This is a genomic window from Streptomyces sp. SolWspMP-5a-2, assembly GCF_900091845.1.
In the GTDB taxonomy this organism is placed as follows: Bacteria; Actinomycetota; Actinomycetes; order Streptomycetales; family Streptomycetaceae; genus Streptomyces; species Streptomyces doudnae.
Genome location: NZ_FMCI01000154.1, coordinates 1 through 13,317, shown reverse-complemented (window position 1 = coordinate 13,317; position 13,317 = coordinate 1). Strand labels below are relative to the sequence as shown.

At 75.8% G+C, this 13,317-nt stretch carries 2 pseudogenes; both read right to left on the bottom strand.

Annotated elements, in window-relative coordinates:
• Positions 1 to 9,912: pseudogene (locus tag GA0115242_RS15765) on the bottom strand (hypothetical protein); the annotation flags it as partial.
• An 820-nt stretch (positions 9,913 to 10,732) separates the two neighbouring features.
• Positions 10,733 to 12,802 (bottom strand): annotated as a pseudogene (locus GA0115242_RS42475) (lonely Cys domain-containing protein); the annotation flags it as partial.
• Positions 12,803 to 13,317 lie beyond the last annotated feature (515 nt).

Below are 13,317 nucleotides of genomic sequence, written 5' to 3'. Positions count from 1 at the left end.
GGGGCGGGCGTCGCTGCCGTCGTAGTGCTCGGTGCCGTGCCGCGGGGCGCCGGAGGGCCGCTCCACCCGGGCGCTGTAGAACAGCTCGATCTCCCAGGTGGCGTCCTCGGGTCCGATGCCGCGCGTCAGGCCGCGCTGGTCGGTGCGGCCGCCGGGCAGAAGGCGGGACCAGGCGATGTCCATCCGGACGCCGAAGGCGTGCGCCAGCGCCTGCGGGAAGACGTCGCCGACGTCGGAGTTCCAGCGGTTGCCCCAGTCGAGCACGGCGGTGCGCAGCGCGGTCAGCTCCCGCCGGGTCAGCGGGGTGTGGCGCAGCACCAGGTCCCGCAGCTCGCCCAGGAGTTCGCCCCGGGTGGCGAAGTCGGTCTGGTCGGGCACCGGGACGCCGAGTCCGGTCAGCCGGGTGACGAGGTCGGCCTCCTCCATCAGGGCCACGTCCACGGCGAGTCCGCCGGTCACGGAGCCGCGGTACTGGACGACGACCTCGACGGGCAGCCGGTCCTGGTGGGCGGCCAGGTAGTCGGCGACGAAGTCGCGCGTGGCGGTCAGGACGGCGCGGCCGGTGGCGCCCGCCCCGGCGCTCGACGCGAGGTCGGCGCGGACCCGCGCGGGGTCGGAGAGCCAGGTGTACGCGGCGCGTTCGGCGTCGTTCCTGACGCGGTCGGCGGGTCCGAACATCCGGTCCCTGACCAGCAGCGGGTCGCTCGCCAGGAACGCGTTCAGGAGGCAGTTGCCGTCCCTGGGGACCGGGGTCAGCCGTCCGCGCGCCCATCCCGGGGTGGTGCTCGCGGGGGCCGTCATGACCGGCGTGGAGGCCGTCTCCGTCCCGGTCGGCGCCGGGGACCTCCCGGGCGGGCCGGCCGGGTCGCCGGTGCGGGTGACGGTGGCCGTGGTCGCGGCCGTCGCGGTGGTCCCGGTGGCGGGCGTCGCGGTCGTGGTGGTGACGCCGGACGTGCCGGTCGTCGTGCCGGAGGTGGTCGTGGTGGCGGTCTTCGTGCCGTCGCCGGGCGGGAGCGTGGCCGCGGTCGTGCCGGTCGCCGTCGTGTCCGAGGTCACCGGGGGCGCGGGCATCGTGGGCGGCGGGAGCAGGCGCGGGCGCTTGGGGAGGGTGGTCTCCCGGGTCGGCAGGGCCCGCCGCTTGGCGCCCGCGAGGGGGCGCGGGAGGTCGACGTCGCCGGTCGGGCGGGTGCGCTTGACGGGGGCGCGGCCCGCGGTGAGGAAGGCGCCGACGGTGCGCCGCCGGTCGTCGCCGTCCCGGCCGAGGGCGATGGTGGCGCGGCCGTCGGGACCGGCGTGGAAGTCGGCCCTGCCGTACGCGGTGTGCACCACGGCACCGGTGTGCCGGGACACCGCGTCCAGGAGCCGTTCGACGGCCGGGGGCCTGGCGTCCGGGTCGGTGGTCGGCAGCAGCAGGACGATGTCGCGGTCGGCGGGGCGCGTGGAGTCGATGTCCAGCAGGTGGGCGACGTCCTCGACCGGGATGCGCCCGGAGAGCACCCCTCGGCCGACGGCTCCCGTCATCCGGACCACCCACGGTCCGGAGCCGTCGGGCCGGTGCCAGGGCGCCGTGTCGGTGGTGTCGAAGGTGGGCGAGCCGTCGGCGTCGACGCCGACCAGGGTGACGACGCTCGGGGAGACGTCGAGGGGCTCGACCCGGTTGTCCAGGTCGCGGCCGACCAGGGAGCCGTCGGTGCGCCGGATGACCCGGTCGGGGGCGAGCGAGCCCCGGGTGGCCAAGTAAAACGCGCCGAGCCGGACGCTCTGGTCCAGGGCGACCCCGGCGTTCGCGGCCCGCTCCACCAGGCGCATCAGGTCGGGGCGGCGGGCCGGGTCGGGGGCCGGGAGGTGCAGGACGCGGGCGGCGAAGACGTCGACGTCCAGGCCGGAGTCCCGTACGGCCGTCAGACCGCGCCGTTCCAGGACGTGTCCGGCGAGCACGGCGAGGCTGGGCACGGCGGCCGTCTCCGGTGCGCGGGCGGTGTCGATGAGCGCGCGGCGGTGGGTCTCGGTGACGACCGTGTCGGGCGGGAGCAGCAGCACGTGGCGGGCGAGCGCGTCGAGGTCGAGGGGCCCCTCGGCCAGCTCGGGAACGGCAGAGCGCAGGGTGTCGAGGCGTTCCAGGGCGTCGCGCAGGCTGGTCCGGCCCTCGGACGGCTCCTCGCGGGTGCCGGGCGGGCGGGGGGCCGCCTCCGGCAGCAGGGAGTTCAGCGGCGAGCCGGTGCCCTCCCCGGTCGGCGGGGGCTTGGGGGCGCCCTTGCCGCCGGGCGGGCCCGCCGGGTCGACTCCGGCCGGCAGCGGGAGCGGGACCGGCGGGGGCGGGGTGGAGGGCGGGGTGGGGCGGGTGGTGCGGAAGGTCCAGGGTCCGCGCGGGTTGCCCGAGCCGCGGGGCACCGCCGCGAGGAAGTCGCCGCCGCGCTCGTAGAGGACGATGGCGTTGGAGCCGTCCTCGGAGACCGTGCCGAAGGTGTCGATGGTGCCGTTCTCGTGCACCAGCGTCACGTGCAGGTCCCTGCCGTCGGCGACCATGGCGGCGGCGAGCAGGGCCGTGGCGCGGTTCCAGCGCCGGGCGGCCCGCAGATGGGCGCGGATCAGGCCCTCGCGGACGTGGGCGGGCAGCTCGGGCAGCGGGTCGGGCAGGCGGCCGCCGTCGCGCTCGAACTCCCGGCGCAGCGGCGGCGGCAGGGGCCTCCTGAACCCGGCGTCGTACAGGTCCTCCTCGGTGAAGCGGGCCCGCGGGTCGAGCCTGGCCCCGGCGGGCAGCTCCGCGGTGTCGAGGATGTCCGCCAGGTCGTCGACGAGGGCCGCGTAGGCGGTCGGGTCCTGGCGGTCGACGCCGAGGGCGTCGGCGATCGCGGAGTAGAACTGGTTGCCCTCGCCGTGGAGGTCGTCGCGCAGGTCGTAGAGGTAGCCGTCGGGGTCGGTGAGCGTGCGGGGGTCGGTGGCGGCGTCGAACTTGGGCTGGTCGCCGTAGGTCGCGTCGTCGAGCCCCTCCCAGGTCCAGGGGCGGGTGGCGTGCGCGGTCAGCAGGGACTCGTCGACCGGGGGTTCGGGCTTTGGCGCGGGCGGCGGCCCCTCGGCCACGGCGTCGGTGCCCAGGGCCTGGAAGTGCCCGTCGGCCAGGTACAGGACGACGCGCTCGGCGTCGTCGGGCAGCGGGTTGTCCGGGTCGGGCGAGAAGTCCTGGTGGGTGCCGTCCTCGGTGACGACCCGGACGCCCACGCCGAAGCGGGCGGCGGCGAGCGCGGGCAGGAGGTCGGCGGTGCCGTGGTTCCAGCCGGTGCCGTTGGCGGCGCCCGCGTCGCGGCGGAGCTGGGCTGCGGCGAGTCCGCGCCGCTGGGCGGGGGTCAGCGGCCGGTAGCGGCGGTCGGGGGTCGGCCGGTCGCCCGCGGAGTGCGGGATGACGCCGAGGGAGTCGAACTCGCGGCGCTGCGGGGTGCCGGTGCCCAGGTCGAGGGCGGCGGAGGCGAGTTCGGCGGAGGTGAAGGTGTCCGCGTCGTCCGGGGCGAAACGGTCGAGCAGGGGCGAGTCGAGCGGCAGCGCGGCCACGGTGTCGGCGAACGTGCCGCGCAGGGCCGTCGCGTCGAGGGCGGTGCCGTCCGCGCGGTGGCGGGCGGCGGGCAGCGTCTCCTGGAGCGCGCGGTAGAAGGAGTTGTCGGCGGGGACGTCGCGCAGCCGGTGGGTGGTGCCCTCGGGGGTCTTCAGCGCGGGCGCGCTGTCGGCGAGGTCGGTCACCAGGGTGTAGCGGGGCGGCGCTGCGGGCGGGTCCTTGAACAGGCTGTCCTCGGACGCCTCGGACGCGGCCTTCTCCGCGGGTTCCTCGGACTCCTCGGGAATGGTCTCCAGCGCGCGGGAGGCCGGGGTGGGGAGCTTGGGCAGCGGCGCCGGGTCGGTGACGGTGGGCTCGGGCAGCCCGCCGCGGGTCGGGGTGCCGTCGCCGCCCGCGGTCGGCGCGTCCTCGGGGAGCTGGTGCCAGCGGGTCAGCCGGTCGGTCTCGGCGCGCAGGGTGTGCAGCGCGGCGGCGGCGGCCTCGGCCCGCTCCTGCTGGGCCGCCACCTGGACGAGGAGGTCGTCGAGGGCGCGCTGCGCGGTCCGGTGGGTGCGGGCCGCCGCGACGGCCGCGTCCCGGGCGCTCGCCACGGCCTCGACCGCGGCGGCCGTCCGGGTCTCCATGACGCGCCGCGCCTCGGCGGTGAGGCGGTCGCGCTCCCGGCGCCTGAGGTCGCGGACGAGGTCGTTCGCCTCGGTCAGGGCCTGCCGGGCACCGGCGATCCGGGCCTCGACGGCCGCGCGCTGCGGCGCCGGGGTCTCCTCGGTCAGGGTCTCCAGGAGGGCGTCCTGGTAGGTGCGCTGCGCCTGCACGGCGAGGTCGGCGGCGGAGCGCAGGGGGGTGCCGAGGGGCTCGGCGGCGTCGGCGGGCGCCTGGGTGAGCACGGCCGCGGCGGCGGTCGTCGCGGCGGTGAACCGGGCGCGTGCCGCGGTCCGTTCGGCCTTGGCGGCGGCCTTGGCGACGCGCAGGTCGCGGCGGGCCCCGGAGCGGGCGATCCGGGTCTCGTCGGCCTCGTGGCCCAGGTCGGGCAGTTCGCGGCGCAGCTCCCAGTAGGCGCCGTCCTCGTCGGCCCAGGTCTTGGCGGCGTCCTTGACCTTGTCCCAGGCGGCGGAGACCGGCGCGGGGAAGGTGTCGTCGGTGATGAGGCCGAGCTGCCGGGCGACGTCCTCGCGCACCCAGACCAGCGCCTGGGTCTGCGACTCGACGGTCTGCGGGCCCGGCTTGCTGCCGCCGAGGGAGCCGAGGAGCTTGGTGCGCAGCCGCTCGGTGCCCGACATGTCCTTGAACTGGCGGTGGACGTCGGCGACGCTCAGCCAGGCCATCGGGATGGCGAACGCGAAGACCCGGCCGGTGGTGGGCTTGACGTTGACCTGGCGGGCCTGGTCGTTGGAGATGATCCGGCCGTCGCTGTCGGAGGTGTCGGCGCCGGTGCCGCTGGCGCCGGGGTTGGCCGCGCCGACGTTGTCGGACTTCAGGGCGGGGGCGCCGCCGATGGCGGTGTTGTGGTCGCCGCCCTGGGCGGCGGTCGCGGTGTCGCTCTGGGTGGTGCGGGTCGTGGACTCCATGCGGGCGCCGTCGGCGACGGCGAGGAGGACCGCGCCGGTGAAGTCCGGCCGGGAGAAGACCTGGAGGGTGCCCTCGGAGTGGTCGGCGAGGGCGTTCTCGACGAGGCCGCTGGTCACGTAGCCGTCGTTGCCCGAGGCGTGTTCGAAGAACGCGCTGAGCGCGCCGGGCCCGTGGGAGTCCTCCAGGACCTGCGCCGAGCCGGTGCCCTCGGCGGTGAGCGGGGTGACGCGGGCGGTGCGCAGGGCGGCGTCGAGGGCGGCGTCGGTGAGCGGTCCCGAGAGGGCGCCGAAGCGGTTGTCGTACGCCTTGCCGAGGGCGAGGGTGCTCGCCGCGAGGACGTTCTCCGCGCCGAGGACGTTGCGGACGTGGAAGCCGTTCTCGGGCGGGACGAACGGGCCCTGCGTGCCGTCGGGCAGCGTGATGGAGCGCCAGGCGTCGAGGACGCCGGTGAAGGGGCTCGCCTGGTGGAGCGGGCTGTCCTCGCCGGTGAGGACGTTGACCGCGGCCGGCGGTTCGTCGATCTCAGGCGGGGCCAGCGGGTCGGGGCGGCCGGTGGGGGCGCCGGGGTCGGAGTCGGGGCGCATCAGGCTGAGCGGGACGATCTCGTGCTGGCGTCCGGCCTCGCCGCTCTCCTGGATGCGCCGGGCGCCGCGGCCCCAGCCCTCCTCGCCCTTCTTGCGGCCGACCTCCATGGTGAGGTGCAGCCGGTAGCGGGTGGCGTACTCGGCGTGCGGTTCGCTGGTGTAGGAGGTCCACAGGCGGCCGCTGGCGCGGGCGCTGGCCGCGGAGATCGTCTGCCGGTTGGAGCCGGTCTCGGTCAGTGAGGGGCCCGCCATGGGCGCGTCGGCGGAGTCGGTGTGGACGGCCTCGTTGACCATCGTCCCGGCGTCGCTGCCGCGGCCGGTGGGGGACGCCTCGCTGAACGTCTCCGTCGCCCAGCGGTGGTCCTCCAGCTCGGTGCGCGGCCACAGCCGCACGAACTCCTGCTCGCCGACGGGTTCCAGGCGCACCCGGACGCGGACGTTGCGGCCGCCGACCCGGATGCCCTTCCAGGCGAAGCCGCTGATGCGGGCGGTCACCGAGGAGCCGGTGCCGGTCATCTCGCGGCGCAGCGCGCGGGTGACGCGGGCGGAGGTGAGCCGGTGGATGGCCTCGCGGCTGTCCTCGTCGAGGCCCAGGTCGTCGAGGCGCTCCACGAACCGCTCCACGACGGGGCCGGTGTTCAGGGAGTTGACGGGATAGGTGGCGAAGGGCGCGGTGCGGAACCAGCGGGGCTGGAGCCAGCGGCGGCCGGTGTAGCGGGGGCCGCCGCCGAGGGCGTCGCCGTCGATGAGGCCGAGCTGGTGGGCGACCCGTTCGGGCAGGTGGCCGAGCCAGCCGCCCTTGACGGTCTGGCGTTCACCGGCCCAGTCGTACAGCTTGCGGACGACCTTGCCGAGCGGGGCGAGGACGCCGGAGGAGCGGGTCTCGGCGGCGACCTCGTGCTCGGCGTCGCCGGTGGCCAGCACCTGGTAGCCCTGGTCGACGCGGTTGATGTCCGAGGTGACGGTGCGCACGACGGTGCCGCTGACGCCCCGGCTGCGCCACCAGGGCCGCCAGCTCAGGCCGTAGCTGCCGGTCACGCCGGGGCCGCCGGGGTGCGAGTGGCCGTAGACGGCGGTGACTCCGGCCTGCTGGACGACCGTCCTGCTCTGCGCGCCCGCCGCCTTGGTGGAGCCGCCGAGGGTCATCTCGGTCTCCATCGGCTGCGGCCGGGTCAGCGCGCGCACCTCGGTGATCCGCATCCGGTGCACGACGGTGGCCAGCCAGTCGATGTAGGGGCCCTTGCCGAAGAGGCCGGTGGTGCGGGATCCGGTGGCGCTCGCGTTCTGGTCGGCGTTGGCGGTGAGGAACTGCGGCTGCTGCGGGCGGACGGCGGCGTCGTGGGCGGGGGCGCCCTCGCGGGTGAGCTGCCACCGGTTGTGGCTGGCCTTCTCCAGGACCCGGTCGACGATCCCCCGGTCCTGGCGGGGGGCGACCACGGAGAGGGTCTGGTGGGGCAGTCCGTCGAGCGGGCCGGGGGTGTGGCTGTCCTCGGTGGAGGCGTCGAGGAGTTTCCTGGCGTCGCCGCGGGTCATCGGGGCGGAGGTGACCGGCTCCGGGTCGAGGTAGGGGTTGTCGGCGCCGGGGGCGTGCGGGTCGGTCGCCGGGGAGTGGTCGCTGGGGACGCTGAGCAGGACCTTGCCCTTGATGGCGGGGATGTCGGCGTCGCCGCCGATGATGTCGCCGCGGCCCTTGGGGCCCATCACGAACAGCTGGGTGCCGAGGACGCCGAAGCTGACCAGGCCGCGCAGGAGGCTGCGGGGGCGCCAGTAGCCGCCGGTGCTGACGGTGAGGGAGAGGTCGTAGGCGAAGATGTTGCCCGGCTTGGTGGTGATCGCCATCTGGTCGAAGGTGGCGGTCGAGCCGTAGCCGGACTCGTCGCGGGCCTGCCGTCCGGCCGAGTAGCCGAACTGGGCGGTGAGGGCGTGCGCGGCGAACCCGATGTTGTCGGTGGCGGTGTCGCGCAGCGCGGCGACGCCCTCGAAACCGGCCTCCATGCCCTGCACGCCGTACTGGCTCTCGTCCAGGTCGGTGGCGCCGGGCGCGCTGTGCCGCAGGATGGTGTCGGTGGGCGACACCCAGGTGCGGTTGGTCAGTTCGGCGTCGATCCAGATGTAGTGGTAGCCGCGGGTGAACCGGCCGGGGTCGACGAGGCCGACGCGCAGGCCGGTGCGGCTCATCGACTCCAGGTTGCCGCCCATGCTGTGGTGCGAGAGCGCGTTGATGACGGTCAGCGTGTTGTGCAGGACCATCTGGTAGTGGGCGTGGTTGCGCCACCGGCCGCCGCTGGGGTCCCCGAGGTCCTCCAGGCGGGCGACCATGGTGGGGTACTTGGCGGCGACGGCGGTGAGCACCTGCCGGGTGAACGAGTCGAGGCGGGTGCGCTCGGCGAAGGTGACCCGCGGGGTGTCCGCGGCGGTCGCGGTGTCCCGCTCGGTGACGGGCGTGTCCCTGCGGTCGACGCCGTCGGGGAAGCGGCGGCTGTAGCGGCCGTTGGCGTAGGTGAACTGCACGGGCCGGGACATGCCGAGGGTCGGCGGGTGGTTCTCGGTGAGGTAGGCGGGGGCGAACGGTTCGGTGCTGCCGAAGACGTTCTCGTCCTCCATGCCGGCCAGCCTGCGCGCCTCGGAGCGCGTCATCCGGTCCAGGCTCCAGGTGGTGAACGGGGTGGGGCGGGCGTCGCCGGTCTTGCGGATCCAGACGGTCTTCTCGACCCGGTAGAGGTCGGTGGTGACGTTCTTGGCGCGGCCCACGGAGCGCACGGCGCCCGAGCCGCCGGTCATCGCGGAGCGGCCCCTGACGTGTCCGAGCCTGGCGCTGGCGCCGAACTGGAGCCGGGGCCTGACGGTGTTCATCCAGTCGGAGATGAACCCGAAGGAGGGCAGCGTGAAGGTCGGTCCGACGGCGAGGGTGAAGTCCTTGGAGTACGCCTTGGTCTGCTTGCGGGTGTTCTGGACGGTCAGGAAGGCGGACTCCCGCATCTCCGTCTTGTCGGTCTCCACGGCCAGCACGGCGCGGCCGGGGACGACGCGTTCGATGACGAAGGCGCCCAGCGGGGTGTTCTTCTTGTCGTCGGCGAACAGCGGGCGGCCGGGGACCGCGGACTTGGCGAGCCGCCCGGAGAGCTTGTGGAAGTTCTGCGAGGACAGGAAGCGGTCCAGCTCGCGGTAGGCCGAGGAGTCGGGCGCCGCGCCGATGCGGTCCACCGCCCAGTCGCGGATCGCGGCGACCGGCCCGAAGTCCTCGGTGATGACGAGCCGGTAGTCGGACTCGGGGCCGAGCTGGAGGGTGGCGGGGGTGCGGCCTGGGGTGGCCTGCCGGGTGGCGCCGTCGGTGAGGCGGGCCAGCAGTCCGTTGCGCACCCCGAAGGTGATCCGCACGTCCGGGGCGGCCTCGCGGGCGGCCTCGGCGCGCCAACGGGTGTGCAGGACACCGGGTTTGGCGGGGCGCGGCGGCTCCGCGTCGGTGATGCTGACGTCGAGGTAGGCGTCGTCGAGGTAGGGGTGCGAGGTGTCGAGTCCGCGGCTCTCGCCCACGTTGAGGACGCGGTCCTGGGCGGAGTAGGTGACCTCCCGGATGCGGCCGATGCGCATGCCGATGCGGCCCCAGACCGAGACGGGTCCCGACTGCGGGCCGAGGGGGGCCGTCGGGGCGAACTGCCGGGTCTGGCCGATGGTCTTGGAGCCGCCGACGGTCGCCTGGGCGCGGTAGACGTTGTCGACCTTGGTCAGCGCGCCCCCGTCGGTGAACTTGGTCCACTCGCCGTAGTTGCGCAGGGTGATGTGCATCTTGCGCAGGCGGCCCGACTCGGTGCGGTAGACGAACTCGCGGCCGTCCCCGGCGAAGGTCTGGGGGCGTTCGCGCATGGCGCGCTGGATGCGGCGGAAGACGGACTCCTCGATGCCGCCGCCGCGCACCCGCAGCCCCTGGGACCGCTCCGGGCCCGCGGCGGTCCGGTCGCCGTCGCGCCGCATCTCGGCGTCGAGGTGATCGGTGATCTGCTCGACGTTGCGGATGTGCACGTCGCTCTGGCCGAAGGCGAGCGGCATGGCGGTGTCGTCGGACTCGTCGCCGGGCAGCGGCAGGAAGCCGTCGACGTAGCCGGGCAGTCGGCTCTCGTCGGTGAAGGCGCTGGGCCGGTGCACCCGGGGCGGCGGCAGCATGTCCGCGTCCAGCCGGGCCGGGCGGCGTTCGTCCAGCTCCTCGTCGATGCGCACCCCGGCCGCCCGGGGCCGGGGTTCTGGCCGGGGGCGGGGTGGTGCCGAGGGACGACGGCGGCCCGGACGGCGGCGGCGGGACGACGGGGACGACCGCGGTCAGCGGGTCGGTGACGGTACCGGCCACGTCGGGCAGGCGGAGGCCGGGCGCGGTCGTGCCGGGGGCCGGGGCCGTGGTGGTGGCGTCGGCGTCGACCGGCGGCAGCGCCTGCGGCGCGGGTGAGCTGACCGTGTCGAGCGCGCGCGGGGTGGACAGGCGCAGGTCGGCGACGGTGGGGACGGCGCCGGTCGCGGGTGAGGGGCGCAGCGCGAGCACCGGGGTGTCCCGGGTGGCGTCGGCGGTGTGCGGGCCGAGCGGGAAGGCGGTGGAGTACACGCCGCGGCCGACGCGCTGGGCGAGGTCCTGGGCGAGGCCGGGGGCGAACCGGTCGAGTTCGGAGACGGCGAGCAGGACCGGGTCGTGGGCGTCCCTGGCGGTCAGTTCGGGGTCGTTGGCGAGGAGTTCGACGAGTTCCCCGGTGGGGATCCGCCGGGTGGTGGTGCCGTACGCCACGAGGAGGTGGGTGGGGTCCGTGCGGTCGATCTCGGCGTGGACGACGTAGGGGTGCGGGCGGTCCTTGCCCCGGGCGGTGGTGCCGTGCCAGGGGGCGTCGGCGGGGCCGGCCGGGGTGTGCACCGACGAGAGGTCGACGGGGGTGTCCCGGGCGGGGCCCAGGAGGTTGCGGCCGGTCGCCGGGCCGCCGGTGGCGGCGGGCGGTGCCAGCGTGCTGTCGTCGAGCGCGCCGTCGGTCTCCAGGTGGTGGGCGGCGACCTCGTCGGCGCGGGCCCCGTCGCGGCCGACGGCGTAGGCGTGGGCGGTCAGGGTCAGCGCCTGCTCGCGCCGCGCGTCGTCGACGGAGTCCGGGTCCAGGTGGAGCACGCGCGCGGTGTACGCGTCCGGTCCTCCGGGGACGGTGCCGAGCGCCTCGTACGCCTTGACGCGGGCCCAGAACATCAGGGAGCGGCTGTCCTCGTCGACCCGGTCGGGGCCGGGCAGGCGCAGCAGGTCGGCGGTCTCCCGGTCCGCGTGCGGGCCGCCGAGCCAGTCCGCGGCCCGGTCCAGGGAGGCGGGCAGCGTCACGAAGTCGCGCAGGGTGGTGCCGGCGGGGGCGTCGGCGGCGGCGGTGAGCAGCGCGCGGACGTCGGCCGGTCCCGGTGCGGTGCCGCCCTCCGGGAGCCGGGCGGTGGCGGCGCGGCGCAGCAGGTCGAGGGTGAACGGGCCCGCCTGGGCGAAGCGGCCGTCGGCGCGCCACATCCGCTCCAGGGCGCCCGCGCCGCGCAGCAGGCGCGCGTAGTCGGGGTCGCTGTCGACGAGGACGTCGTCGTCGATCTCGTTGCCGAGGGTCTGGCGCAGCGCGCGCACCAGGTCGAGGGTGCGCACGGCCGCGTCGGGGCCGGTGAGGCCGAGGAGGCCGGCGCGGCGTTCCAGCTCGGCCCGGTCGGGTTCGGGGAAGAACTCGGCGTAGGTGCCCCAGCGGCCCTGCGGGTCGGTGACCAGCGCGCGGACGTAGGTCCCGTCGCGCCGGGCGACGCCGGAGCGGACGGTGGCGGCGCTGACCTTGTGCCGCATCTCGTTGGCGTAGTGCTGGCCCTGGGGCACCTGGCGCAGCGGGTTGGGCACGAAGCCGTCGCGGCCGTAGGCGGGGCGGCGGGGCAGGGAGCTGTCCCGTGAGGACGCCGAGAGGCAGGTGACCAGGCCGAGCCAGTCGTCCTTGGTGCGCAGCAGTCCGTCGAAGCTCTTGCGCTTCTTGAGCCACTTGGCGCCCGCGTCGCCCCGTGCCTCGTGGGAGGTTCCGTCGGCGGTGGCGAACGTGGTGGAGTCCAGGCCGCCGTGGGCGGCGAAGAACGCCTTCAGCTGTCCGCGGGCGGCCGGTTCCAGGGTGAAGGGGCGGGAGTAGGTGCCGGCGGCGAAGTTGTGGTGGACGTACGTCGTCACCTGGTCGAGGTGGCGGTAGGGCACCTCCCTGACGGCCATCTCGTCGGGCTGGAAGGAGGCGCGGCCGATCTGGAGGCCGGTGCGCGATCCGGCCAGCGGGAAGGACAGCACCTGGTCGTGCCAGTGGTCGTCGGACTCGGAGTCGGAGTCGGATTCGGAGCTGGTGTCGGGCAGCAGCCCCGGGGGCACCGGGAACCAGTCGCCGAGCGGGCGGCCGGGTTCGCGGTGGACGGCGAGGGCGAGCCGCTCGCCGTCGGGGGCGACGACCAGCCGCAGGTCGCCGCTGTGCGCCCAGACCGTGCGGCCGGTCAGCTCGGCCAGCAGCCGTGCCACGTGCTGCTCGTGGGCGCCGCCGAAGGGGACGGCCAGCACGATCGGCACCTCGGGCGGGAGCGCGGCCAGCTCCGGGTCCTCCAGGACCCGGCGGACGAACCTGTCCTGGGTGAGGTCGCGGGTGGTGCCGTCCGTCCAGGGGACCGTCACCCGGTCGCCCTTCATGGTGGCGGCGAGCAGGTAGGGCGTGGGTCCCTCGGCCCACGGGGGCTTGTGGGAGTCGAGGATCTCGGGGGTGGTGCCGGGCCGTTCGGCGAGGACGCCGACGGTGCCGGTGTAGAGCCGCCCCGCGGGCAGGTCCGTCCAGTTGAGGCCGGGGGCCGGGGTGGTCTCCGTGGCGGGGAAGCGGCGGTCCGTGTACAGGGCGTCGCGCTTCTCGGCGTGGTAGGCGGCCAGTTCGGCCAGGGACCCGGCCCGGCCGTCCCGCATCGCGAGGCCGGTGAGCGTGTACAGGTCGATTGCCTGGGCCCGAGTGTGCTGCCGTGCGGGCAGGCCCAGCACCCGCCTGGTGAGGCGCTCGGGGCGGAACGTGTGGGCGGACGCGCCGAGTTCGGCCCGCGCGAGCCGTTGCAGGCGCAGCACGGGGGCGGCGAGCCGGTGGGTGGAGATGCGGACGGTGACGGCGGTGGCGCGGGGCGCGGTGCTCCGGGTGACGGTGAGGCCGAAGTCGTCGCCCGACAGGTCGGCGGTGTCGGCGCCGAGGGAGGTGAGGGCGTGGTCGAGGTGGCGCCGGAAGGCGGCGGCGACCGTGTCGGCGCGCTGTCCCGCGGTCGTGCCGGCGGCGGCGGTCAGGGTGACCTGGGGCAGGGGCAGGCCCGCGAGGCGGTGGCGCAGGCCGGTCTCGGCGGTGCGCAGGGCCAGCCGTCCGAGGGCGGTCTCCTGCCGCTCGTCCAGGGTGGTGGAGGTGGCGTCGAAGACCACGGGGGTGGCGGTCGGCAGCACCGGTCCGACGGCCGGTGCCTGCCGGGCGGGCGGCGCGGCGTGCGGGACGCCGGTCTCCCGGGGCGGGGCGGTGGGCGGGGTGACGGGTGCGGTGCGCACCTGGTCGGCGCCGAGTCGGGCGGCGAGTCCGGTGACGGTCTCGGTGGGCAGGACGC